This is a genomic window from Clostridium sp. AM43-3BH (genome assembly GCF_003479985.1).
Lineage (GTDB): Bacteria > Bacillota > Clostridia > Lachnospirales > Lachnospiraceae > Otoolea > Otoolea fessa.
The window spans coordinates 284103-310837 of the sequence record NZ_QUIH01000001.1; the positions used below are offsets into that span (position 1 = coordinate 284103).

Genomic DNA, 26735 nt, shown 5'->3' on the forward strand with positions numbered 1-26735 from the left:
GGTGGTATGAAAGCAATCTCTATTTACACGATTACCCGAAATCAGAATACGGAATACCTTCAAAAGCTGGAACGACAGCTTTCGGGGCGGGATGTGTTTCTGAAAATACGGGAATGGGAGCTGGACAGCATGAAAGCGCTGGTTTCGGAGTTGGAGAGACATATACAGGCGGTGTACGCACTGCGTTTTTTCTATTCCTTTCAGATTCCGAGACTGGGAAAAGAGTTTGATCTGCTTCAGATCAAGGAAGAACAGATTTTAAACCTTGAATTAAAGAGCGGACAGGTGTCGGATGAGGCGATCCGCAAGCAGCTCATACAGAACCGGTATTATCTGGCGGCGCTGGGAAAGCCGATTCGTTCGTACACTTATATTAGCAGCCAGAACCGCCTGGTGCGTCTGACGAATCATGACCGTATTGTGGAGGCGGACTGGGAACAGCTCTGCCGGGATTTGCAGCAGGAGAGTGCTGATTATCCAGGCGATATCGAAGACTTGTTTCAGGCGGAGCTGTACTTGATTTCTCCGCTTACAGAGCCGGGACGGTTCTTAAAGAAAGAATATTTCCTGACATACCAGCAGAGGGATATTGAACGCCAGATTTTAAAGAAAATCCGGGCAGACCGGACGGGATATTTCTGGTTTACCGGGCTTCCGGGGACGGGAAAAACGCTGCTTTTATATGATATTGCGATGAAACTCTCCGGGCGGCAGCGGGTGTGCATGATCCACTGCGGTGAAGCGGGAAAAGAGTGGAAGGTGCTGCATGAGCGGCTGCGGCGGGTGGAGTACCTGGCGGAGGATAGTGTTCAAACGGGAGCGGAAATCAGGTTTGAAGCATACAGCGCGATCTTAGTAGATGAGGCACACCTTCTGTCACCCAATACATTGGAAATTTTGCTGGAGATCGGCAAAACGCGTCCGGTTATTTTTTCCAGTAACTGTGAGGATATGATTTCGCCGGAAGAATTGGATCTGGGTGCAATAAAGCTCTTGGGGGAGCAGCCGGGAATCCAGACATTCCACCTGACGAATCGGATCCGTGCGAATGAAGAACTTTCCTATTTTATACAAAATATGATGCACCTGCCGCACGGACGCGGAATGCGGCACTATCCCCATGTCGCGGTGGTTTATGCCAACGATGAGTCAGAAGCAGCTAATTTGCTGAATGATTACATCCGTCAGGGATATGAGTGCCAGGAATCCGATTGGCAGGAAAAACTGGAAAAGCAATCCGATTCTGCCGTAGAAATACAATCTCGCCATACGCGAGAAGTCGATCGCATGGTGCATCGGCTGGATGGGCGCTATTATTATGATGAAATGGGATATCTGCGCTCGACGGAGCGTGATGTGAGACATCTTTTTTATCAGCTCAGCGAGGCAAAAGAAGAACTGGCGCTGGTGGTGATGGGAAATGAGAAGCTGTATGGAACGCTGCTGAACTTGTTTTAAGGTGTTTTGAAGGAAAAATTTTATATAAAATGTTGGAATGTGTTCAAAAAGCATATTTCCAACATTTTTTGTCGTTCATTATGCTAAGGACAAGAAAAAAGCCTCAGGCAGACACCTGAGGCCAGTTAAACTCGATTTAGGCTCTTTCAACTAAACCGGATCTTAAGCAAGAAGTACATACATACATCTTCTGAGCTCCGCCATTAGTTTTAACCTTAACAGACTTAACGTTAGCTTTCCACATTTTGTTAGATCTTCTATGTGAATGACTCACTGCATTACCAAAATGAGCAGCTTTCTCGCAGATTGCACACTTAGCCATCGTAGCACCTCCTTAACCGATCATTGGACTTCCTATTAAAATCCATAACAAAGGTATAATAGCAGAAAATAGGAAAATATGCAAGTGAAAAACCAAAAAAAATAAAAAAAGTTTTCGACAGATGTCTATTTTCTATTTCCTTTTTAACGTGGGTGGTGTATAATATACGCGTAAGCCATGAGTCATGCGGATAAAAAAGGCTGAAAAACGGTGTTGTGCTTGCACATAAGCCGTATTTCAGACATTTTTATCCATAGGGCGAAGCCCGTGAGCGAGATGGAGCGAAGCGGAATCGAGCTGCATGACGGGGTAGAGAGACGCATATATTTCATCCCACGCGCCGACACAGGAGCCGTTCAGGCTCCGCATGTCCAGCCCGTGAAGTACTCATCCCACGCGCCGACACAGGAGCCGCCCCGGCTCCGCATGTCCAGCCCGTGAAAAATCATGGCATAAAATTCGAATCAAACAAAAACAAGTAAAGAAACGGAGGCTGTCAATATGAAAGGACGCATCGACAATAAAATGGGTTCGATCCAGATCGATCCGGAAGTAATTGCAATGTACGCCGGAACGACAGCAGTAGAATGCTTCGGTATCGTTGGCATGGCGGCTGTCAGTATGAAAGATGGTCTGGTAAGACTGCTTAAAAAAGAAAGCCTGACACACGGTATCAACGTAGCCATCAAGGACAATGCACTCAGCATCGATTTCCACGTAATCGTGGCATACGGAGTCAGCATCTCTACCGTTGCGGACAACCTGATCGAGAGTGTAAAATATAAAGTAGAAGAGTTTACTGGCATGAAGGTTGAGAAAATCAGCATTTATGTTGAAGGCGTAAGAGTGATAGATTAAGGAGGAACAAACCCTGTGGGCATGAATTATATAGATGCCGGGATGTTAAAGAATGCATTTCTGGCTGGAGCAAAGGGCCTGGAGGCCAACAAGGAATGGATCAATGAGCTGAACGTATTTCCTGTTCCAGATGGAGATACCGGTACGAACATGACGATGACGATTCTGTCAGCCGCCAGAGAAGTGGCAGCCGTTGAAAATCCGACGATGGAGGCGCTGGCGAGAGCGATTTCCTCCGGTTCCCTGCGTGGCGCACGAGGCAATTCCGGCGTTATCCTTTCACAGCTCTTCCGCGGATTTACGAAAGAGATTAAGACGGTAGATGTCATTACGACGAGTGTTCTCTCAGACGCATTTAACCGTGCGACGGAGACAGCTTATAAGGCAGTTATGAAGCCGAAGGAAGGTACGATTCTGACGGTTGCCAAGGGAATGGCGGATAAAGCGGCAGAACTGGCACCGCAGACCGAGGACGTACTTGAATTTTCAGAGAAAGTATTGGAGTACGGCGAATATGTTTTAAGCCAGACACCGGAGATGCTTCCGGTTCTGAAAGAGGCAGGTGTAGTGGATTCTGGCGGACAGGGTCTGATTCAGGTTATCAAGGGCTGTATTGAGGGCTTAAAAGGAAAAGTCGTGGATATCGACGCGGCAGTTACTCCGTCTGTATCGGGAAATGGAGCGGCAAAAACAGCAACAGGCGCCGGAAGCACGCAGGCAGCGGATATCCGTTTTGGTTATTGTACGGAATTTATTATCAATGCAGAAAAACCGGCGGATGAGACGACAGAGCAGGAACTGAAAGATTATCTGAGCACGATCGGCGACTCCTTGGTAGTTGTGGCAGATGATGATATTGTCAAGATTCACGTTCATACAAACGATCCAGGTCTGGCGATTCAGAAAGCACTGACCTACGGTTCCCTGTCCCGCATCAAGATTGACAATATGCGTGAGGAACATCAGGAGAAACTGATCAAAGATTTCGAACGTCTGGCGGCACAGCAGAAGGCAGAAGAGGAAGCCAAAGAGAAGAAGGAAGAACCACGCAAGAAATATGGATTTATCGCCGTATCGGTCGGAGAAGGTCTTTCTGAGATTTTCAAGGGTATCGGCGCTGACTATATCATCGAGGGCGGACAAACGATGAATCCGAGTACGGAGGATATGCTGGAAGCAATCGAAAAAGTCCATGCCGAGACAGTTTACATTCTGCCGAACAATAAAAATATTATTCTGGCGGCAGAGCAGGCAAAGAGCCTGTCAGAAGATACCAAGGTATATGTAGTTCCGTCCAAGACGGTTCCGCAGGGTATCACGGCGCTGATTAATTTTGCTCCGGATCTGACGGCGGAAGAAAATATGGAACAGATGTCCGAGGAGATGAGCCACGTTAAGACCGCTCAGATTACCTACGCAGTCCGCAATACATCGATCGATGGTATGGAGATCGCAGAGGGCGATATCATGGGGATCGGCGACAGCGGCATGCTGTCAGTTGGCAAGAATATCGAGGAGACCGCGATGGAGTCTCTTCGTAAGATGGTAGATGATGAGTCTGAGCTTGTGACGATCTATTATGGTGAGGATGTCACGGAAGAGGACGCAGAGGCATTCTGTGAGAAAGCCCGCAAAGAATTTATATCCTGCGAATTTGAATGCCAGAATGGCGGGCAGCCGATTTATTATTATATGATTTCGGTAGAGTAGATTTAGGTCGTTTAAAGTGATTGAAATGCGTTAAATGAATCTGCACTATTGGCTGAGAAAACGCAGATAACGAGAAAATGAATTTTCTATGTGATGGCGCAGATAAAACATTTGACGTATAAAACAAAATAATTCATAAGTATGAAATGAGGCAGGTCAGGGGAGAGATCCCTGCGTCCTGCCTCTCTTTCATTCCAATGTATTCCCGGATTTTTTGTCCGGTAACTGTCCGCGTGGCTGATTTTCCGGAGAATATTCTGAAAAGCAGGAGGAGATAAATGGAACAGCAGAATATAACCGCTGTCAAGGGCATCGGTGAAAAGACGGCAAAGCTATTTCAAAAAATAGGCGTGGAAACGGTGGAAGAACTGCTCCATTATTATCCGCGTGCTTATGATGAGTTTAAGGAACCGCAGCCGATCGCGGAACTGAAGGAAGATACGATCGCGGCAGTCGGCGGAATCCTGGCAAAAACGGCGGATGTGGTGCGGTATGGAGCGCGCCTGCAGGTTACGACGGCTGGATTGCGGGACAGCGGAGGCACACTGGCGCTGGCATGGTACAATATGCCCTATCTGCGCGGGACGCTCAAGGCGGGGGAACGCTTTATTTTCCGTGGCCGTGTGGTAAAAAAAAGGGGAAGACTTACGATGGAGCAGCCGGAGATCTACCGCCCGGAACAGTATGCGAAAGTCGTGTCGTCTATGCAGCCGGTTTACGGACAGACGAAGGGACTTGGCAATAAGACGATCGCAAAGGCAGTCACGGAAGCCCTCACGATGCACCAGATGGAACGGGAATATCTGTCGGCTGGTCTGCGGGAAAAGTACGGATTGGCGGAAATCAACTATGCGTTGGAGCACATCCATTTTCCGGCAAACCGGGAAGAACTGATGTTTTCCCGGAAACGTCTTGTGTTTGATGAATTTTTCATGTTCCTGATGTCAGTGCGCCTGCTCAAAGACAAAAAAGAAGATAAAAAGAGCGCATATCCATTTACGATTTCTGGGGAAATGGCGTCGGTGGAAGAGCGCCTCCCATATGCTCTGACCGGGGCACAGAAAAAGGTAATCCGGGAGGTGTACGCCGATTTGTCCGGCGGGCATATCATGACCCGATTGATTCAGGGCGACGTTGGTTCGGGTAAGACGATTGTGGCGATTCTGGCGTTGCTGCAGGCGGCGGCAAATGGATATCAGGGGGCGCTGATGGTGCCGACGGAGGTACTGGCGCGCCAGCATTACGAGTCGATGACCGAATTGTTTGCGTCGCTGGGAATCACATATCGTCCGGTGCTTCTGACCGGTTCGATGACAGCAAAGGAAAAACGGCTTGCCAGAGAGTCGATTGAAAATCATGAGGCAGATATCGTGATTGGAACCCACGCGCTGATTCAGGAAAAAGTGGTGTACGACAATCTGGCATTGGTAATCACGGATGAACAGCACCGTTTTGGAGTGGCGCAGCGGGAAATGCTGAGCAAAAAAGGCGGCGAGCCGCATGTGCTTGTCATGAGTGCGACGCCGATCCCGCGGACGCTGGCGATTATTTTATATGGGGATCTTGATATTTCCATCATTGATGAACTTCCGGCAAACCGGCAGCCGATCAAGAACTGTGTCGTGAACCGTGAATTTCGCCCGAATGCCTACCGTTTCATCGAAAATGAAGTCCGTGCCGGCCGTCAGGCATACGTCATCTGCCCGATGGTCGAGCCGAGCGAGATGCTGGAGGCAGAGAACGTCATCGATTATACCGAAGAGCTGCGCCGCGCCCTGTCCCCGTCGATCCGGGTGGAATATCTGCACGGAAAGATGAAGGGAAAAGAAAAAAATGCGATCATGGAAGCATTTGCGGCAAATGAGATTCATGTGCTGGTATCCACCACGGTCATCGAGGTCGGAATCAATGTCCCGAATGCCACCGTTATGATGATCGAAAATGCCGAGCGTTTCGGTCTGGCGCAGCTCCATCAGCTCCGCGGGCGCGTCGGTCGAGGAAAAGACCAGTCCTACTGCATCATGGTCAACGCCTCCGGCGAAGAAGACGCCGGAAAGCGGTTGGGTATTCTCAACAAGTCAAACGACGGCTTCTATATCGCCTCCGAAGACTTAAAACTGCGCGGCCCCGGCGACCTCTTCGGCGTCCGCCAGAGCGGCGATCTCGAATTCCATTTAGCGGATATATTTGCAGATGCAGATATATTGAAGGCAGTTTCGGATGAAGTGAAGAAATTAATGGATAAAGATCCGCTGTTGGAGGCGGAGGAGAATCAGGAGCTGAAACGGAAGATGAATGGGTATTTAGAGAGAGGATGGGAGAAGGTGAATTTGTGATGGGGATGGATTGAATTGCAAATCGCGGTTTGAGTAGATTAATTAGAAAAAGCTCCTGCATACACAGAATGAACATTCATCTGTGTATGCAGGAGTTTTTTGAAATTTCCAGCCGTTTATCAGCCGTCAATTCTCATTACATCTGTCCCTCGTTATACCGCTTAATCAGCTTCTGGATCTTCGCCGTCGGTGTCAGTGCGTTCTCCAGAGATACGTTATGGTTCAGGGAGTTGATGATTGCAGCGATAAACTTGCTCATATCAGCTTCTACATACCAGTCACGTTTAAGAAGTTCCGGCGTGTGGTAGTTTAAGTTGGTGGTTACGACGCAGTCGAGGTAACCTTTTGCGAAAAATTCGTCGAATTTCTCAAGTCCGTTGGTGAACAGACCGAAGGTAGCGCATACAACGACGCGTTTTGCCTTGCGCTCTTTGAGGGCGCGGCAGGTGTCCAGCATGCTCTCGCCGGAGGAGATCATGTCATCGATGATGAGAACGGTCTTTCCTTCAACGGAAGAACCTAAGAACTCATGGGCAACGATCGGGTTACGTCCATTGACAACACGGGAGTAATCGCGGCGTTTGTAGAACATACCCATGTCAACACCCAGGTTGTTTGCCAGATATACGGCGCGGGACATAGCGCCCTCGTCCGGGCTGATAACCATCAGGTTGTCCTTGTCGATCTTTAAGGTTTTGTCATGGTTCAGTAATGCCTTGATAAACTGGTAGGTCGGCATGAAATTATCAAAACCGCTTAACGGAATGGAGTTCTGTACACGCGGGTCATGTGCATCGAAGGTAATGATGTTGCTTACGCCCATCTGAATCAGTTCTTCGAGCATCATCGCGCAGTCAAGGGATTCACGACCGCTGCGCTTGTGCTGGCGTCCTTCATATAAGAACGGCATGATAACATTGACACGATGAGCGGTAGCAATGGATGCGCCGATGATACGTTTTAAATCCTGATAATGGTCGTCCGGGGACATATGATTGGTAAATCCGCTCATTTTGTAGGTCAGGCTGTAGTTGGTTACATCGACCATGGCGTAAATATCGGTACCACGGACAGACTCATTGACGATGCCTTTTGCTTCACCGCTTCCGAAACGCGGGCACGCGCAGTCAAGCATGTAGGAATCAGCATCATAGCCGCGGTACTGTAAATTTTCCTGACGTTTTTTCAGGACTTCAATATCGTTGCGGCGGAAATTGATAATGTGGGAGTTGACTTTCTCAGCCAGATCCCGGCAGCTCTCCAGTGCGGCAATTTTAAGCGGCGCAACCGGAAGCGTGTCATTAAACACGTAGTCATTCGACATGATTATACCTCCAAACAGTGTAGGTCCTTCGATGCATGCGGGCAGAGCGTACAAGTTTGTCTGCCATTTGCAGGACATAATACAACTACTTTATACCATTTTATGATAAGAAACGTCAATAGCAAATGAGAAAATTACAAAAAAAATCAAATATTTGGCTTGCTTTCAAAAAAATCCGCATCTGCGAATCAGAAGCACAACTTTACAAAAAAGCTGATTACTGTTAATATAATACTGGATTCTTAGGGTTTAAAAATATTTGAAATGAGGATTTTATAAATGAAAAAAGGTCATCTGATAAAATCGGTCGATCCGGGCTCGATTGCGGAGGAAATGGAGCTGGAGCCGGGGGACGTCCTTCTGACGATCGATGGAGATGAGATAGAGGATATTTTTGATTATGAATATAAGATAAACAGTGAGGAGATTACGCTGCTGGTCCGCAAGAAGAACGGCGAGGAGTGGGAACTGGATATCGTAAATGAGTATCAGGATCTGGGGATTACCTTTGAAAATGGTCTGATGAGCGATTATCGTTCCTGCAGGAATAAGTGCATCTTCTGTTTCATCGACCAGATGCCGCCGGGCATGCGTGAGACACTGTATTTTAAGGACGATGATTCCAGACTTTCGTTCCTGCAGGGCAACTATATCACGCTGACGAATATGAAGGATAAGGATATTGAGCGGATTATCCGGTTTAAGCTGGCGCCGATCAATATTTCAGTGCAGACGACGAATCCGGAGCTGCGCTGCAAGATGCTTCATAACCGCTTTGCCGGTGAGGCACTCCAGAAAATCGACCGCCTGTATGAGGCGGATATCCCGATGAACGGTCAGATCGTTTTATGCCGGGGCGTCAATGACGGGGCGGAGTTAGATCGTTCGATCCGTGACCTGACGAAATACATTCCGGCGATGCAGAGTGTTTCGGTTGTGCCGGTCGGTCTCTCGAAGTACCGCGATGGTCTGTATCCGCTTGAGCCGTTTACACCGGAGCAGCTGGGCGATACCATTGATTTGATAGAGAAATGGCAGAAGAAGATCTATGCGGAACATGGTATTCACTTCATTCACGCCAGCGATGAATTTTATATGGGCGCCGGGCGCCCGCTTCCGGAAGCGGATCGCTATGATGGCTATATCCAGCTGGAAAATGGGGTCGGCATGATTCGCCTGATGGAGGAGGAGATAGCCGAGGCGCTGGAGCAGCTGCATCCGGGAGAGGCTGGCGAGGTGTGCCCGGAGGAGATTTCGATTGCAACGGGACGGCTGGCTGCCCCGTATATTGAGCAGTATGTAGAGCGCGTGTGCCGCCAGTTCCCGGGGAAAAAGGTACATGTATATGCGATCCGCAATGACTTCTTTGGTGAGCGGATCACGGTGGCGGGGCTGATCACGGCAAAGGATCTGATTGCACAGTTAAAGGAACAGCCGCTCGGCAGCCGCCTGCTGCTTCCAAGCGCCATGTTCCGAAGCGGCGAGGAGACATTTCTGGATGATCTGACCCGCACGGATGTACAAAATGCTTTACAAGTTCCGGTGGATATTGTAAAATCAAGCGGACGCGATTTTGTGGAAGCAATTCTGGCTCCTGTGAAGGAGGAAAGCTCCAGGCATGGCGAGTATGAGCCGGATCCGGAGGAATTTGTCGCTCAGATGGATGATAACTGGCAGGAAGAAGATCTGGATGGCGTACAGGTGTACGCATATGAGCCGGAAGACTTGGACGAGGATGCTCCGGATGAAGTCGTTTGTTTTGAAGAGGAAGACTCAGATCGGGAGGATGAGAAAGAAACGTGATGGCTGGAAATACAGTGGAAAACGTGCTTTCGGACACACAGAAAGAAAGCGTCTGGATGTGAAATGCATCACAATGAATGAAACAAGTAACTGGACAATAAAAATAGCAGCTGTGGATTTACAAACCAGCTGCGGAGCATGAAAATAAATGGAGGCATAAATATGAAAAAGAAACCGGTGGTGGCGGTCGTTGGACGTCCAAACGTGGGAAAATCCACCCTTTTCAACGTCCTTGCGGGCGATATGATTTCGATTGTAAAAGATACTCCAGGTGTAACGCGTGACCGTATTTACGCGGACTGTACCTGGTTAGACCATTCTTTTACCCTGATCGATACTGGCGGTATCGAGCCGGATACGAAGGATATTATCCTGTCCCAGATGCGTGAGCAGGCGGAGATCGCGATCGCGACGGCGGATGTGATCCTGTTTATCGTAGATGTGCGTCAGGGCATGACCGATTCGGATTCCAAGGTGGCGGATATGCTGCGTAAATCGAGAAAACCGGTTGTTCTGGCGGTCAATAAAGTAGACAATCCGGCGAAATTTGGCAATGACGTCTATGAGTTCTACAACCTCGGTATCGGTGATCCGGTAGCGATCTCGGCAGCCTCCCGTCTGGGACTGGGCGATCTGCTGGATGAAGTCGTGGCACATTTCCCGGAGGGAAGCGGCGACGAGGAAGAGGATGACCGTCCGAGAGTGGCGATTGTCGGAAAACCAAACGTAGGTAAATCTTCTATTATAAATAAGCTTCTGGGCGAGAACCGCGTCATTGTATCGGATATCGCCGGTACGACCCGCGATGCGGTCGATACAGAGATCGTCCGCAACGGTACCGAGTATGTCTTTATCGATACGGCAGGTCTGCGCCGCAAGAGCAAGATTAAGGAGGAGCTGGAGCGCTACAGCATCATCCGTACCGTAACGGCGGTTGAGAGAGCTGATGTGGTTCTGATGGTCATCGACGCGAAAGAGGGAGTAACCGAGCAGGATGCAAAGATTGCCGGTATCGCACATGAGCGCGGAAAAGGTATTATCATCGTGGTAAATAAATGGGATGCGATCGATAAGACCGATAAGACTATTTATGAGTACACCAATAAGATTAAGACCGTTCTGTCCTTTATTCCGTATGCGGAGTTCGTCTTCGTATCCGCACTGACCGGACAGCGTATGAATAAGCTGTTTGAGATGATCGACATGGTGCGCGAAAATCAGACACTGCGTATTGCAACCGGCGTTCTCAATGAGATCCTGGCAGAGGCAGTGGCACTGCAGCAGCCGCCGTCTGACAAGGGCAAGCGTTTAAAGCTCTACTATATGACACAGGTAGCGGTCAAACCGCCGACATTCGTTGTGTTTGTCAATGATAAGGAACTGATGCATTTCTCATATACACGGTATCTCGAGAACAAGATCCGTGACGCATTCGGATTCAAGGGAACTTCCTTAAAATTCCTGATCCGCGAGAGAAAGGGGAAGGATCAATAATGGAACGTCTCATCTGTATTGTGATTGGCTATATCTTTGGTCTGATCCAGTCCGGCTATCTGTATGGAAAGGCGAATCATATGGATATCCGCCAGTACGGCAGCGGAAATGCCGGTTCTACGAACGTCCTGCGTGTGATGGGAAAGAAAGCGGGCGCGATCGTATTTTTAGGGGACTTTTTCAAGGCGGTGTTTGCAATGGCAGTCTGCCGTCTGCTGTTTAAGGGAAATGCGGACGTGGATCTTCTTGCATTGTATGCGGGTCTGGGAGTCACACTCGGTCACAATTTCCCGTTTTACCTGAAATTCAAGGGCGGCAAGGGAATTGCCTGCATGGCGGGCATCATGACAGCGATGGATCTGCGGATTACGCTGACCTGTTTCGTGATTTTCTCCGTGACGGTGTTCCTGACCCGCTATGTATCGCTTGGTTCGATTCTTGTGTCGCTCACCTTTTTTGCAGAGCTTGTGATCTTTGAGAGCATGGGTTCCTACCGGGTAAGCACGCCGAACCGCATCCAGTTCTATGCACTGGGCGCGATTCTGATGTGCATGGCGATCTGGCGCCATCGGAGCAATATTGGGCGTCTGTTGTCCGGCGCAGAAAACAAACTGGGCGCGAAGAAATCATGAAAGAAGTTTAACAACACTTTACATAGTTGCCATAAGGTAATTGTTCACAGGTAGGCACTTTTGGAACCGAAAGTGCCGTAAGAAAACGTGGTGGCAGCAGGAATTTGCCGTATTGAAATGCGAGCCACGGCAAATTCTGTTACTGGGCACGTATGCGTGAACAGTAACGTCATAAGTAACGGGAATGTATAAAAATTTCCAAAAAACATTGACCTGTAGAGAGAAGAAGAGAGAAAAGCAGGTCGGGAGGTATCAGGATGGCAGCAGTAGGAATTATCGGAGCCGGAACCTGGGGCACAGCCCTGGCGGTGCTTCTGAACAATAATGGACACGATGTGACAATCTGGTCGGCATTTGATACAGAGATCCAGGAAATGAGCCGCACCAGACGGCACAAAAATCTGCCGGAGGTTGTACTTCCGGATCAGATCCAGATGACAGCGGATCTGCGCACCGCGATGGCGGAGAAGGATATGCTGATTATGGCGGTTCCGTCCGTCTATGTCCGCAGTACGGCGGCGAAGATGAAGGAATACCTGCGTTACGGTCAGATTGTTGTGGATGTAGCGAAAGGAATCGAGGAGCAGAGTCTTATGACGATGTCACAGGTCATCGAGGAGGAACTTCCGCTGGCGGAGGTAGCCGTCCTTTCCGGACCGAGCCATGCCGAGGAGGTGAGCCGGGGATTGCCGACCACCTGTGTGGCAGCGGCGCACCGCAAAAAGACTGCCGAGTTCATGCAGAGTGTGTTTATGAGCCCGGTGTTCCGTGTTTACACCAGCCCGGATATGCTGGGCGTGGAAATTGGCGCGGCTCTTAAAAATGTCATTGCGCTGGCAGCCGGTACCGCGGATGGGTTGGGATGCGGCGATAACACAAAGGCGGCGCTGATCACCCGCGGAATTGCGGAGATTTCCCGTCTGGGTATCGTAATGGGCGGAAAACAGCAGACCTTCTACGGACTGTCCGGTATTGGTGATTTGATCGTAACCTGTGCGAGCATGCACAGCCGCAACCGCCGGGCGGGTATCTTGATTGGAAAGGGATACACGATGGATGAGGCGATGAAGGAAGTGCAGATGGTTGTCGAGGGCGTTTATTCTGCGAAAGCCGGTCTTCTGCTGGCACAGAAATACGGCTGCGATATGCCGATCGTTTCCCAGGTCAACCAGGTGTTGTTTGACGGGAAATCTCCGAAAGAGGCGCTGGCGGATCTGATGATGCGCGATCCGCGGATTGAATCGAGCGATCTTCCATGGAAGGGATAATTCAGACGGCAGTCATTGTTCTGAATTTGAGTGATATAATTCGGAATAATAGCAATGAGATCTACTATGTTTTTCTGGAAAATGCAGGTGTCCACGTCAGGTGGACAAAAGCTTATAAAAGTGTTTGCTATAACCTGTAAGAATACTTAATATAACTACGAGATCTGGAAAAGAGAGAATTTAGCGAAAAAAAACGAAAATCCGCTAAATTCCCTCTTTTTTAAGTGGTTTTTGTATTGACAATTAGAGGGGTAAAATTTATAATTGCCTCATTCAAATAGTTGTTGTATTCCATTGCAGCATAGAATTGGAGGAGAATATTATGAAAAAAAGAGTAGTTAGTCTTGGGCTTGCAGCTATGATGGCGATGTCTATGACCGCTTGCGGCGGTTCTGGAAATGCGGGCACTTCTGAATCAGCAGCAGAAGATGCACAGGGCGCAGAGGGAGCTGACGGCGAAGTATTTAAAATCGGCGGCATCGGACCGATCACCGGCGCGGCTGGCGCTTACGGCGAGGCTGTAAAGAATGGTACTGAGCTGGCAATCAATGAGATCAACGAGGCTGGCGGTATCAATGGTTACCAGGTAGCGTTCAACTTCCAGGATGATGAGAATGATCCGGAGAAGGCGATCAACGCATACAATACCTTAAAAGACTGGAATATGCAGATGCTTCTTGGCACCGTTACTTCCAAGCCGTGTATCGCAGTTGTAGCAGAGACAGCAGCAGATAACCTGTTCCAGCTGACTCCGTCCGGATCTGCTGTTGAGAGTATTTCCGGCGACAACGCATTCCGCGTATGCTATTCTGACCCGGATCAGGGACGTGCATCCGCTCAGTACATCGGCGAGCACAAACTGGCAACCAAGATCGCTATCATCTACGACAGCTCCAGCGAATACTCCGATGGTATCCGCGAGTCCTTCGTAGCAGAGGCTCCGAATCAGGGTCTGGAGGTAGTAGCCAGCGAGGCATTTACATCTGATAACAATACCGATTTCTCCGTACAGCTTGACAAAGCAAAAGAGTCTGGCGCTGATCTGGTATTCCTGCCGATCTACTATCAGGAGGCATCTGTTATCCTGAAACAGGCAAACGATAAAGATTTCCACCCGCAGTTCTTCGGCTGTGATGGTATGGACGGTATCCTGAGCGTTGATGGCTTTGATGAGTCCTTAGCAGAAGGTTTGATGCTTCTGACTCCGTTCTCCGTAGACGAGGAGTCCAGCCAGGACTTCGTAACTGCTTACCGTGATGCTTACGGCATCGACCCGCTTCAGTTCGCAGCAGATGCTTACGACGGCGTATATGCAATTAAGGCAGCTGCAGAGAAGGCAGAGATCACACCGGATATGAGCACTTCCGATATCTGCGATGCACTGAAAACAGCTATGACTGAGATCCAGATCGATGGTCTGACCGGTACAGAGATGCACTGGACGGCAGAAGGCGAGCCGCAGAAAGCGCCGAAAGCTGTAGAGATCAAAGACGGCAAATATGAGATGATGCAGTAATTAAAAATTTAAAAACTGCAGAACCGTTGCGGCTATATGTATGTAGCTCTGATGGGACTGTTACTGGATGTCCGGCGGCACAGATGGCTGCCGGGCATTTAGTAACAGCTTTCTTTTTAAAACGGTTCACTGCACATGCTTGCCTGCGACGGCAACCAGGTGTTTGCTTTTTTGCAGACTGCGCGACGGTCATACTTGTTCTGCTAAATTCGGTCACAGGTAAACATGTGCAGCGAAATGCGTGTACAGGGAAATGCGAAAACGTAGAAACAAAGAGGTAGGTGTATACATATGAGTTTTCTTTCTTATTTAATCAATGGCATCAGTCTGGGAAGTGTCTATGCGATCATTGCACTGGGCTACACCATGGTTTATGGCATCGCGCGCATGCTGAACTTCGCACACGGCGATATCATCATGGTAGGCGGTTTCACAGTGTTTACGATTGTCACAACGATGGGCGGTTCTCCGGTTGTGGGTATTCTGGCTTCGGTGGTTGTGTGTACAGTGCTGGGCGTTACGATCGAGCGAGTTGCATACAGACCGCTGCGTGGTGCGTCCCCGCTGGCAGTTCTGATCACTGCGATCGGTGTCAGTTATCTGCTTCAGAACGTGGCGCTTCTGATTTTTGGTTCCAATGCGAGACAGTTTACATCGGTTATTACTGTACCGGCATTAAAGCTGGCTGGCGGCAAGCTTTCGATCTCCAGTGTCACGATCGTGACGATTTTAAGCTGTATCGTGATTATGGCTGCCCTGATGACGTTTATCAATAAGACGAAAATGGGTCAGGCGATGCTGGCGGTTTCTGAGGACCGCGGTGCGGCAACCTTGATGGGTATCAATGTAAACCGCACGATCTCCGTAACCTTTGCGATTGGTTCCGCCCTGGCGGCAGTAGCAGGCGTGCTGCTCTGCTCGGCGTACCCGTCCCTGTCTCCGTACACCGGTTCCATGCCAGGTATCAAGGCATTCGTGGCAGCAGTATTTGGCGGTATCGGTTCGATTCCGGGCGCATTTATCGGCGGTATCCTGCTTGGTATCATTGAAAACCTTGCCAAGGCGTATATTTCCTCCCAGCTTTCTGACGCGATCGTATTCTCTGTCCTGATTATCGTGCTTCTGGTCCGCCCAACCGGTATTCTCGGCAAGAAGATGACGGAGAAAGTATAATAGAGAAAATTATACGATGGTTCATGCCGGGGACTTTTGAAACGGAAAGTGCTGTGTGAAAACAAGATGGTGCATGAACTGCAATAAGCAAGAGAAAGAGCAGGTGTTTAAAATGAACGCATATAAAAATAAAATTCGGATTCAGAATGCGATCACGTATGCAATTGTAATTGGCTGTTACATTCTGATTCAGATTATGATGGCAGGCGGCCATGTAAACAGTCTTTTAAAGGGTATTCTGGTTCCACTTTGTACCTATACGATTTTGGCGGTTTCCTTAAACCTCACGGTTGGTATCCTCGGCGAGCTGAGCCTGGGTCATGCCGGATTCATGTGTGCGGGCGCGTTTTCAGGTGCATTTTTTAATCATGCCATGAAAAATGTGATCGCAAGCAACCAGGTACGTTTCATTCTGGCGCTCTTTGTCGGTGCGGCGGTAGCGGCGGTATTTGGTATCCTCATCGGTATTCCGGTTCTGCGTCTGAAAGGCGACTATCTGGCGATTGTAACGTTGGCATTCGGTGAGATCGTTAAAAATATTATCAATGTTCTGTACGTCGGCATCGACGGAAACGGAATCCACGTTTCCATGAAAGATGTAGCTTCCTTAAAGCTGGCAGCGGACGGTCAGGTGATCATCAAGGGTGCACAGGGTATCACAGGTACACCGAAGACGGCGACCTTTACGATCGGCATTATCCTGGTACTCCTGACCCTGTTTATTGTATTGAATATCATCAATTCCCGGACAGGCCGTGCGATCATGGCGATCCGCGATAACCGTATTGCGGCAGAGTCTGTGGGTATCAATATCACGAAATACAAACTGATGGCATTTACCATCTCTGCTTCCTTAGCCGGTGTGGCAGGCGTTCTGTACGCACACAACCTGGCGACGCTGGCAGCGACCCCGAAAAGCTTCGGTTATAATATGTCCATTATGATCCTTGTATTTGTGGTTCTGGGCGGCATCGGAAATATCCGTGGTTCCATGATCGCGGCGGTTATCTTAACCCTGCTTCCGGAGATGCTTCGAAGCCTCAATAATTACCGTATGCTGATTTACGCGGTCGTCCTGATTGCAATGATGCTTTTGACCTCCAGCCCGAAGGCGATCGAGGTTCGCGAGCGCATCTTTTCATCATTCCGGAAAAAGAAGACAGAAGGGGAGGCGTAAATCATGGCAATGCTGGATGTAAAAAATTTAAGTATTTCTTTTGGCGGTCTGAAAGCGGTCGATGATTTCAGCATCACGATAGAAAAAGGACAGCTCTACGGCCTGATCGGACCGAACGGCGCTGGTAAAACGACTATTTTCAACCTTTTGACGGGCGTGTATAAGCCGGATGGCGGACGGATTCTGCTGGATGGAAAGGACATTACCGGTCACAAGGCAATCCAGATCAATCAGGCAGGCATCGCGAGAACCTTCCAGAATATCCGTCTGTTCAAGGAGCTGAGCGTGCTTGACAATGTAAAGGTTGGTCTTCACAACCATCATAAATATTCTACGCTGAGCGGCATTCTGCGTCTTCCGTCCTATTACAAGGTTGAGAAAGAGATGGATGAGCGCGCGATGGAGCTTTTGAAGGTATTTGACCTCGACAAAGAGTTTGATTATAAGGCATCGAACCTCCCATACGGCAAGCAGAGAAAGCTGGAGATCGCCAGAGCGCTGGCGACCGAGCCGAAGCTTCTGCTTCTTGACGAGCCGGCAGCCGGCATGAACCCGAATGAGACGGCAGAGCTGATGAAGACGATCCGTTTCGTGCGCGATCATTTTGATATGACCGTACTTCTCATTGAGCATGATATGAAGCTGGTCTCCGGTATCTGCGAGCGCCTGACGGTCTTAAACTTCGGTCATATGCTGGCAGAGGGACCGACCAGCGAGGTGCTCAGCAATCCAGAAGTTATCAAAGCATATCTGGGAGAATAGGGGGAAGTTTCGTATGTCAATGCTGGAAGTAAAAGATTTACAGGTATATTATGGTGTGATACAGGCACTCAAGGGAATTTCCTTTGAGGTAGAACAGGGCGATGTGGTAGCGCTGATCGGTGCCAACGGAGCCGGAAAGACGACGACGCTTCACACGATCACGGGTCTGCTGCCGTCCAAGGCAGGCAATATCACATTTGAAGGAAGGGATATTACCCATGTACCGGGCTATAAGCTGGTATCAATGGGAATCGCCCACGTGCCGGAGGGGCGCCGTGTGTTCGCTTCCCTGACGGTTCTCCAGAACCTGAAAATGGGTGCGTATACGAGAAATGACAAGAAGGAAATTGAAGATACGATCGAAATGATTTACAAGCGTTTCCCGCGTCTGAAAGAGCGCAAGAACCAGCTTGCCGGAACTTTGTCCGGCGGCGAGCAGCAGATGCTTGCGATGGGACGCGCCCTCATGAGCCACCCGCGCTTGATCGTTCTCGACGAGCCGTCGATGGGTCTGTCCCCACTCTATGTTAATGAGATTTTCGATATTATCCAGGAAATCAACAAGGACGGAGTGACCGTTCTTCTGGTCGAGCAGAATGCGAAAAAAGCGCTCTCCATTTCCAATAAAGCATATGTGCTTGAGACGGGCAATATCGTTCTGAGCGGTGATGCGAAAGAACTGATGAATAATGAGAGAGTAAAGAAGGCTTATCTGAGCGAATAAAAATGTTCTGTGAGCCGGAGCTTTCCAAATGGGAATATTCATAACCCCCTTATGGTCTGAATACATTGTATCAGCAGACCAAGGGGGTATTTTTATGGATCATTTTAATGTATACAGCGATATCCAGGCGCGAACCGGCGGCGAGATCTATATTGGGGTGGTTGGTCCGGTTCGGACAGGGAAATCGACCTTTATTAAGCGCTTTATGGAACTTCTCGTCCTTCCGGGGCTGGAAGATGTCCATGCCCGCGAGCGCGCCCGGGATGAACTTCCCCAGTCTTCGGCGGGGAAAACGATCATGACAACGGAACCGAAATTTATCCCTAAAGAGGCGGCAAAGCTCTCGCTTGGGGACGGTGTGGAGGTGCGGGTCCGCCTGATCGACTGCGTCGGTTTCATGGTGGAGGGCGCTGCCGGTCATATTGAAAACGAGAAAGAACGCATGGTGCGGACGCCGTGGTATGAGGAGGAGATCCCATTTACAGCGGCAGCCGAGCTGGGAACGCGCAAGGTCATCACGGATCATTCGACGATCGGGCTTGTGGTTACGGCGGACGGCAGTTTCGGGGAGTTGAAACGGGAGAATTATGTTCCGGCGGAAGAGAAGACCGTGCAGGAACTGAAAAAACTGGGAAAGCCGTTTCTGGTGCTTTTAAACTCGCAGAAACCATATTCGGAGGAGACGCGGGCGCTGGCAGCCCGGATGACCGAAAAATATGAGGTGCAGGTGCTCCCAGTCAACTGTGAGCAGCTGCGCGCCGAGGATATCCGGGAGATTCTGGGGCAGGTGCTTCTGGAATTCCCGGTCACGGAGATCGATTTTTCGATTCCGAAATGGCTGGAGATTCTGCCAAACAGTCATTGGCTTAAATCGGAGGTCATACAGGCAGTCCGGGGGATGATGGATCGGACGGTACATATGCGCGATGTGGCGTTGGCGCTGCCGGAGGAAACCGGGGAAGCGATCCGTCGGATCCGGATTGTATCAATGAAAATGGATGATGGCAGCGTTCAGGCGGTGGTCGAGCTGGACGACGGGCATTATTATCAGATCCTCAGCGAGTATGTGGGAATGCCGATCGAGGGCGAGTACCAGCTGATGCAGACCTTGAAGCGGTTGGCGTCGATGCAGAGCGAGTATGAAAAGGCATCCGTGGCGCTCACGCAGGCGCGCAAGAAGGGCTATGGGGTTGTCACGCCGGAACGCGGGGAGATCGTCCTCGATGAGCCGCAGGTGGTGCGCCACGGCAATAAATATGGAGTCAAAATGAAAGCGCAGGCGCCGTCCATCAATCTCATCAAGGCGCAGATTGAGACTGAGATCGCGCCGATTGTGGGAAATGAACAGCAGGCAGAGGATTTGATCCGATACATCCGGGAGAATGCTGGAAAAGGTGAGGAAGGCATCTGGGAAACCAATATTTTTGGAAAATCAATCGCTCAGATCGTCGATGACGGGATTCAGGCGAAGATCTCCCAGCTCACTGAGGACTGCCAGGTGAAGCTGCAGGATACGCTGCAGAAAATCATCAATGACAGCAATGGGGGGATGATCTGTATTATTATATAATAGAATAGGTCTGGCTCTTGTTGGGAAAATGGTGCGTTGTCTGGAATGGGAATGTGGGACAGATAAGGTGATTTTATGAAAATTTTATCGAAACTTTATCGGGGAAATTGCAAAATTGTCAGAAATCAGTTATAATGAAGCTAATAGCAAAAACATTTTCCGCAAGGGGTATGCGGAAACATAAACGACAGAACAGGGGGCTGATTTTATGAGGCTTACATTTATCGGTGCGGATCATGAGGTTACAGGCAGCTGTCATTTCCTGGAGGCAAGCGGACTGAATATTCTGATTGACTGCGGTATGGAACAGGGGATCAACAAGTATGAAAATGCAGAACTTCCGATTCCGTATTCGGATGTGGACTATGTGCTGGTGACGCACGCCCATATTGATCATGTGGGATTGCTTCCGCTTATCTATGCGAGGGGATTCCGCGGACAGATTATGGCGACGCGCGCGACCTGCGATCTGTGTGATATCATGCTGAAAGACTGCGCCCATATCCAAGAGTCAGAAGCGGAGTGGAAAAACCGGAAGGCCATGCGTGCCGGAAAACCGGAGGTGACGCCGATTTACACGATGAACGATGCGGAAGGGGTACTGCATCACTTTGTCCCCTGCAATTACAATGAGATTATCCGTCTGAATGACAATCTGGAGATTCGGTTTGTCGATGTGGGACATCTGCTTGGTTCGGCTTCGATCGAGATCTGGATGAAGGAAGACGATTGTTCCAAGAAGATTGTATTTTCAGGTGATATCGGTAACAAAAACAAGCCGCTCATCCGCAGCCCGCAGTACATCCGTCAGGCGGATTATGTTGTCATGGAGAGCACTTACGGCGGTCGGTTCCACAAGAATACAGGCGATCACGTGGAAGAATTTGCCCGCGTGATTCAGGAGACGCTGGATAAGGGCGGCAATGTCGTGATCCCGGCATTTGCGGTCGGCAGAACGCAGGAAGTGTTGAATTACATCCGTATTATCAAGGAGAAGAACCTTGTAACCGGGCACGGCGTATTTCCGGTTTACTTAGACAGCCCGATGGCGGTGGAAGCGACCGGCGTGTTCAAGGACAATATGATGGATTGCTACAATGAAGAGACGAAGGAGCTGGTAAAAAAGGGCATCAATCCGATTTCTTTCCCGGGTCTGCATCTCTCGATCACCAGCAGCGATTCCGTTGCAATCAACTTCAACGAGGAACCGAAGGTTATCATCTCGGCAGCCGGCATGTGTGATGCGGGCCGTATCCGCCATCATCTGAAACACAACCTCTGGAGACCGGAGTGTACGATTTTGTTTGCTGGCTATCAGGCAGTCGGCACACTGGGACGCAGCATTATTGAGGGACGCGAGGAAGTGAAGCTGTTCGGTGAGTCGATCGAGGTCAAAGCACGGATCGAGAAGATCGAGGGCATCAGCGGCCATGCGGACGAGACCGGGCTTTTGGAGTGGGTTGGCAGTTTTATGGAAAAACCGTCCCAGGTCTTCGTGGTACACGGCGATGACACAGTGTGCGATGCATTTGCAGAGACGGTCAAGGAGACTTACGGCATCAATGCGATGGCTCCGTTCTCCGGCAGTTCCTACGACCTGAAAGAGGGATGCTTCGTGACTGTTACGAAGGGTATTCCGATTCAGAAACCGGCAGTGAACGAAGCAACGAAGAAAGCGGCTGGTGTATTTGCCCGCCTGCTGGCAGCCTGCGACCGCCTGCGCCGTGTTGTTATGCATAACGAGGGCGGGGCGAACAAAGATTTGGCACGTTTTGCCGACCAGATCAACTCGCTCTGCGATAAGTGGGACCGCTAAGCTTCAATAATAGACATAAAGGAGATTTCTGACTTGAAAGTAACTATATACACAGACGGCGCCGCCCGCGGCAATCCAGATGGTCCGGGCGGATTTGGAACCGTCATTCACTATGTAGATCCGGCAGGAAAACTGCACACGAAAGAGATTTCCGGCGGCTACAAACGAACTACGAACAACCGTATGGAGCTGATGGCAGCTATCGCCGGTCTCGAGGCGCTCAACCGCCCCTGCGAGATCGAACTCTATTCAGATTCCCAGTATCTCGTCAACGCTTTTAACCAGCACTGGATCGAGGGTTGGATCAAAAAGGGCTGGAAACGCGGCAAAAATGAGGAGGTTAAGAATGTAGATCTATGGAAGCGCCTGCTCGCTGCCAAGGAACCCCATCAGATTTCGTTTTTCTGGGTGAAGGGGCATAATGGGCATCCGGAGAATGAGAGATGTGACTTTTTGGCTACTTCGGCGGCGGATGGGGACGAGCTGATGGTGGATCCGGGGGTATAGCTCGTTATTGTTCACACATGTGTGCCCAGTAACAGGATTTTGCCGATGCTTCGCATTCCAAATCGGCAAAATCTGCATTCGGAACTGTATTGTACGGAATTTTCAGTTCAGAAAATTCCTACCTGTGAGCAGTTACTATAACAACCCTTACGATATGTTTACATCTTTCGATCATCTATTTTCAAACCGTCTTAAATGTGCTATTTTAAAATTATCAAGTGAACAGGAATAGCAAAGGCGGTTGAGAGTAATTTGAAAAATAAAGGAATGATCGCTGCCCTCGGTCTGATTCTGGTGCTGGGGATTGTGACGACGGCGGCAACGCGGCGTTATATCCGGGAGCAGGCGGGAAGTGAGAGAAGCCTGACGGTCGGACCGGAGGCGATGTATGAGGCGGAACCATTTGCGGCGGAAGCAGCGGAAAATGGTCTGGCGGAGGATGCGCCGGAGCCATCTTCTAAAAAAATGGCGCATGCGGAAAGCGTGGGGACAGAAGATAGAGCCTGTATGCAGGCGGAAGGAGATGTTTCTGTCCAGTCTTTAGGTGAACAAAAGGAAAAACGTGCAGATAATCGGGCGGCTGCTAAGGCGGCAGAGAAGCAGAGCGCGGGCGATGAGTCGGATCATTCTGTGAATACAGGGGCGGTTGTGTCCCCGGTTGAAAATGGAATTGTATCTCCTGCGCGAGGCGCGTCCTCCGGGACAGGTGCAGGCTCGGACCGGACAGCGGAAGATTACCGGAACCGGCTGGGTGAGATCGAGAATACGATTCAAAACCTGGAAAATTCGGGAAGTGCGAATACGACCGACGCGATGCGGGAGGCGGTCGCGTATGAGTACCGGCTCTGGGATGCCGAATTAAATCAGATTTATCAGGCAATCATGGCGGTGCTTCCAGACGAGGAGACAGACACGCTGCGTGGTCTGGAACGCAGATGGATCCGGGAACGTGATACGGCGGCGAAACAGGCGGCGGAGCGCTACAAGGGCGGCACGATGGAAAATGTCGAGTACACGGCGTCGCTGGCAAATTCGACGCGGGATCGGGCGTATGAGCTTTTGGATTTGTATGAATCGTATCTTCCGGCAGAGTAGTGAAAAAATTAGAAAATGGGACTTTTGCGGCATATAGAATTGCGGTAAGGGTCCCATTTTTGCACACTTTTTGTACACTTTTTGTACCGATAAACCTCTTGCGAAATGTAAATTCCTATGATAGGATATAAAGAATGAGGAAAATTTTACTTAAATAGAAGTAACTATAGGAGGAAGCAACGTGAAAAAATACGGTGTGAACGAACTTAGAAAGATGTTCTTAGACTTTTTTGAGAGCAAGGGACATCTGGCAATGAAGAGTTTCTCTCTGGTTCCGCATAATGATAACAGCCTTCTGCTTATCAACTCTGGTATGGCTCCGTTAAAGCCATATTTTACGGGTCAGGAGATTCCGCCGAGAACAAGAGTATGTACCTGTCAGAAATGTATTCGTACCGGCGATATCGAGAATATCGGTAAGACTGCCCGTCATGGTACCTTTTTTGAGATGCTTGGCAACTTCTCCTTCGGTGATTATTTCAAAGAGGAAGCGATTCACTGGTCCTGGGAATTTTTAACCGAGGTTGTCGGACTTGATCCGGATCGCCTCTATCCGTCTGTGTTCGAGAGCGATGACGAGGCATTTGATATCTGGAACAAAGAGATGGGTATTCCGGCAGAGCGTATTTTCCGCTTTGGCAGAGAGGATAACTTCTGGGAGCATGGCGCTGGTCCGTGCGGTCCGTGTTCTGAGATCTACTATGACCGCGGTGAGAAATACGGCTGCGGCAAACCGGGATGTACGGTAGGCTGCGAGTGTGACCGTTACATGGAGGTATGGAACAATGTATTCTCCCAGTTTAACAACGACGGTCACGGCAACTACACCGAGCTGGAGCACAAGAACATTGATACCGGAATGGGTCTGGAGCGTCTGGCAGTGATCGTACAGGATGTAGATTCCTTGTTTACGGTTGATACCAACAAAGCTCTGTTAGACCGTGTCTGCGAGCTGGCACATACCGAATATCAGAAAGATCATGAGACCGATATTTCTCTGCGTATTGTAGCGGATCATATCAAGTCCTGCACCTTCATGATTTCCGATGGCATTATGCCATCCAACGAGGGACGCGGATATGTTCTGCGCCGCCTTCTGCGCCGTGCAGCACGCCATGGCAAAAAACTTGGCATCGAGGGTGAGTTCTTAGCAGCTCTGTCCCGCACCGTTATCGACCTTTCCAAGGATGGTTATCCGGAACTGGAAGAGAAGAGCGCGATGATTTTCAAGGTTCTTTCGGAGGAAGAGGATAAGTTCAACAGGACCATTGATCAGGGTCTTGCGATCCTTGCTGATATGGAAGAAGATATGAACAAGAAGGGCGAAAAAGTGCTGTCCGGCGACAACGCATTCAAGCTCTACGATACGTATGGATTCCCGATCGACTTAACCCGTGAGATTCTCGAGGAAAAGAGCCTCGGTATCGATGAGGACGGCTTCAACGCAGCGATGAAACGCCAGAAAGAACAGGCGAGAGCGGCGAGAAAGACGACTAACTATATGGGCGCGGATGTTACGGTATACCAGTCCATCGATCCGGCTATTACAACTGAGTTTATCGGCTATGATCGTCTGACAGCGGAATCCGAGATTTCCGTTCTGACGACCGAGGATGAGATTGTAGAGGCACTGACTGACGGTCAGACTGGTACAATTATTACCAAGGAAACCCCGTTCTACGGAACCATGGGTGGCCAGGAGGGTGACTTCGGTCAGATTACCGCTCCGGACGGCTCTGTGTTTGAAGTAAAAGATACCATTCATTTACAGGGTGGCAAGATCGGTCATGTCGGTGTTGTAGTAAAGGGTATGTTCGAGGTGGGAGAAAAAGTAACCATGTCGGTTGACAAGGAAAACCGTGAACTGACTTCCCGCAACCATTCCGCAACCCATCTGCTTCATAAAGCGCTGCGTACCGTACTTGGTAGCCATGTAGAGCAGGCTGGTTCCCTGGTAACCCGTGACCGTCTGCGTTTCGACTTTACTCATTTCTCTGCGATGACTCCAGAGGAGATAGAGAAGGTTGAAAAGATTGTAAATGATGAGATTGCAGCATCCCTGCCGGTTGTAACCGATGTTATGTCCTTGGATGAGGCAAAGAAGACGGGCGCGATGGCACTGTTTGGCGAGAAGTACGGCGAGAAAGTCCGTGTTGTTAAGATGGGGGATTTCTCCACCGAGCTTTGCGGCGGTACACACGTATCCAACACAGGCACAATTGCATCCTTCAAGATTCTCTCTGAGGCTGGTATTGCAGCAGGCGTCCGCCGTATCGAGGCGCTGACCTCCACCGGTTTGATGAACCACTACAAAGAGGTAGAGAATGAGCTGCATGAGGCGGCGAAACTGGCAAAGACCACTCCGGCGGCACTGAGCAGCAAGATTGAGTCCATGTTAGAGGAGATCAAGACTCTGCACGCAGAGAACGAGAAGTTAAAAAGTAAGCTGGCGAACGACTCTCTGGGCGATGTTATGAACCAGGTACAGGATGTAAACGGCGTGAAGCTGCTGGCAGTTGAGGTTAAGGATGTAGACATGAACGGTCTGCGTAATCTGGGCGATCAGCTGAAAGAGAAGCTGGGCGACGGCGTTGTTCTGATTGCATCTACTCTGGATGGCAAGGTAAGCCTGATGGCTTCTGTAACTGACGGTGCGATGAAGAAGGGTGCACATGCTGGAAACTTAATCAAAGCAATCGCAGGTCTTGTCGGCGGCGGCGGCGGTGGCCGTCCGAACATGGCACAGGCTGGCGGAAAGAATCCGTCTGGTATTGCAGCAGCCCTTGAAAAAGCGGCAGAAGTAGTAGCAGAGCAAGTAAAATAAAAAAATCATAAAAATATGTAAAATGTTGTTGACGTATCATTTTTTTATGATATAATCTTTTTAGTGCTAAAAAAATACCCATACAGTTGTATTAATATGCACTTATTACACAACTGGAGGGAGGTTAGGTGTGAGCTATGTCAAATGTAATCGTTAAAGATAACGAGAGTCTGGACAGCGCTTTACGCAGATTCAAAAGAAACTGTGCTAAGGCTGGTATCCAGCAGGAGATTCGGAAAAGAGAGCATTACGAGAAACCGAGCGTTCGTCGTAAAAAGAAATCCGAAGCTGCTAGAAAACGCAAATACAATTAAGTAACGCAAAAGTCCTGGTTTTCATATGAACCAGGACTTTTTTGTGCAATAG

At 49.5% G+C, this 26735-nt stretch carries 21 protein-coding genes; 19 read left to right on the forward strand and 2 right to left on the reverse strand.

Going from position 1 to position 26735, the window contains the following annotated elements; all coding sequences use genetic code 11:
* The first annotated feature begins 6 nt into the window (after positions 1-6).
* A complete protein-coding gene (locus tag DW931_RS01215; protein ID WP_118481764.1) occupies positions 7-1458 on the forward strand; it encodes an AAA family ATPase in 1452 nt (483 codons plus the stop codon).
* Between the two features lie 136 nt (positions 1459-1594).
* On the opposite strand, the gene rpmB is transcribed toward DW931_RS01215, so the two are convergent.
* A complete protein-coding gene (gene rpmB, locus DW931_RS01220) occupies positions 1595-1780 on the reverse strand; it encodes a 50S ribosomal protein L28 (RefSeq protein WP_003504147.1) in 186 nt (61 codons plus the stop codon).
* A 501-nt stretch (positions 1781-2281) separates the two neighbouring features.
* Between rpmB and DW931_RS01225 the strand changes: the two genes are divergently transcribed.
* The 3 genes from DW931_RS01225 (at position 2282) to recG (ending at position 6684) form a co-directional block, all read left to right on the forward strand.
* Positions 2282-2638 (forward strand): Asp23/Gls24 family envelope stress response protein, encoded by a 357-nt coding sequence (locus tag DW931_RS01225; protein WP_106999821.1) that lies wholly within the window; start codon positions 2282-2284, stop codon positions 2636-2638.
* 15 nt (positions 2639-2653) lie between these two features.
* Entirely contained in the window at positions 2654-4348 is a 1695-nt protein-coding gene (locus tag DW931_RS01230) for a DAK2 domain-containing protein (RefSeq protein WP_118481765.1), read from the forward strand.
* Positions 4349-4626: 278 nt separating this feature from the next.
* Positions 4627-6684 carry an ATP-dependent DNA helicase RecG gene (recG, locus tag DW931_RS01235; protein ID WP_118626841.1) on the forward strand — a complete coding sequence of 686 codons (2058 nt, stop codon included), beginning with the start codon at positions 4627-4629 and terminating at the stop codon, positions 6682-6684.
* Between the two features lie 136 nt (positions 6685-6820).
* Here recG and DW931_RS01240 read toward each other — a convergent pair whose 3' ends face one another.
* Positions 6821-8008 (reverse strand): ribose-phosphate pyrophosphokinase, encoded by a 1188-nt coding sequence (locus DW931_RS01240; protein WP_022359714.1) that lies wholly within the window; start codon positions 8006-8008, stop codon positions 6821-6823.
* 279 nt (positions 8009-8287) lie between these two features.
* Here DW931_RS01240 and DW931_RS01245 point away from each other — a divergent pair, with 279 nt between their 5' ends.
* The 15 genes from DW931_RS01245 (at position 8288) to rpsU (ending at position 26683) form a co-directional block, all read left to right on the forward strand.
* The gene (locus DW931_RS01245) at positions 8288-9811 is read left to right on the forward strand and encodes a DUF512 domain-containing protein (RefSeq protein ID WP_118626842.1); all 1524 of its coding nucleotides are present in this window, start codon (positions 8288-8290) and stop codon (positions 9809-9811) included.
* A gap of 162 nt (positions 9812-9973) precedes the next feature.
* The gene (gene der, locus DW931_RS01250) at positions 9974-11305 is read left to right on the forward strand and encodes a ribosome biogenesis GTPase Der (protein WP_118481766.1); all 1332 of its coding nucleotides are present in this window, start codon (positions 9974-9976) and stop codon (positions 11303-11305) included.
* A complete protein-coding gene (gene plsY, locus DW931_RS01255; protein WP_118481767.1) occupies positions 11305-11937 on the forward strand; it encodes a glycerol-3-phosphate 1-O-acyltransferase PlsY in 633 nt (210 codons plus the stop codon). The genes der and plsY overlap by 1 nt, the downstream gene beginning before the upstream one ends.
* 257 nt (positions 11938-12194) lie before the next feature.
* Positions 12195-13205, forward strand: coding sequence for an NAD(P)H-dependent glycerol-3-phosphate dehydrogenase (locus tag DW931_RS01260; RefSeq protein ID WP_118481768.1), 1011 nt, complete (start codon positions 12195-12197; stop codon positions 13203-13205).
* Between the two features lie 322 nt (positions 13206-13527).
* Positions 13528-14721, forward strand: a complete 1194-nt coding sequence (locus DW931_RS01265) for an ABC transporter substrate-binding protein (RefSeq protein WP_118481769.1) — start codon at positions 13528-13530, stop codon at positions 14719-14721.
* A gap of 291 nt (positions 14722-15012) precedes the next feature.
* A complete protein-coding gene (locus tag DW931_RS01270) occupies positions 15013-15894 on the forward strand; it encodes a branched-chain amino acid ABC transporter permease (RefSeq protein WP_118481770.1) in 882 nt (293 codons plus the stop codon).
* Between the two features lie 112 nt (positions 15895-16006).
* A complete protein-coding gene (locus tag DW931_RS01275; RefSeq protein ID WP_118481771.1) occupies positions 16007-17071 on the forward strand; it encodes a branched-chain amino acid ABC transporter permease in 1065 nt (354 codons plus the stop codon).
* Positions 17072-17074: 3 nt separating this feature from the next.
* Positions 17075-17833 (forward strand): ABC transporter ATP-binding protein, encoded by a 759-nt coding sequence (locus DW931_RS01280; protein ID WP_022359705.1) that lies wholly within the window; start codon positions 17075-17077, stop codon positions 17831-17833.
* Between the two features lie 13 nt (positions 17834-17846).
* On the forward strand, positions 17847-18557 hold the full coding sequence (locus DW931_RS01285; protein ID WP_118481772.1) for an ABC transporter ATP-binding protein: 711 nt from the start codon (positions 17847-17849) through the stop codon (positions 18555-18557).
* 94 nt (positions 18558-18651) lie between these two features.
* A complete protein-coding gene (spoIVA, locus tag DW931_RS01290; RefSeq protein ID WP_106999830.1) occupies positions 18652-20127 on the forward strand; it encodes a stage IV sporulation protein A in 1476 nt (491 codons plus the stop codon).
* 208 nt (positions 20128-20335) lie between these two features.
* Entirely contained in the window at positions 20336-21943 is a 1608-nt protein-coding gene (locus DW931_RS01295) for an MBL fold metallo-hydrolase (RefSeq protein ID WP_106999831.1), read from the forward strand.
* 33 nt (positions 21944-21976) lie between these two features.
* Positions 21977-22450 (forward strand): ribonuclease HI, encoded by a 474-nt coding sequence (gene rnhA, locus DW931_RS01300; protein WP_022359619.1) that lies wholly within the window; start codon positions 21977-21979, stop codon positions 22448-22450.
* A gap of 252 nt (positions 22451-22702) precedes the next feature.
* Positions 22703-23545 (forward strand): lysozyme inhibitor LprI family protein, encoded by an 843-nt coding sequence (locus DW931_RS01305; protein WP_118472309.1) that lies wholly within the window; start codon positions 22703-22705, stop codon positions 23543-23545.
* A gap of 214 nt (positions 23546-23759) precedes the next feature.
* Complete coding sequence (gene alaS, locus DW931_RS01310; RefSeq protein ID WP_227589512.1) at positions 23760-26369, forward strand: alanine--tRNA ligase; 2610 nt, start codon at positions 23760-23762, stop codon at positions 26367-26369.
* Positions 26370-26506: 137 nt separating this feature from the next.
* Positions 26507-26683 carry a 30S ribosomal protein S21 gene (rpsU, locus tag DW931_RS01315; protein ID WP_003504099.1) on the forward strand — a complete coding sequence of 59 codons (177 nt, stop codon included), beginning with the start codon at positions 26507-26509 and terminating at the stop codon, positions 26681-26683.
* Positions 26684-26735: the final 52 nt, after the last annotated feature.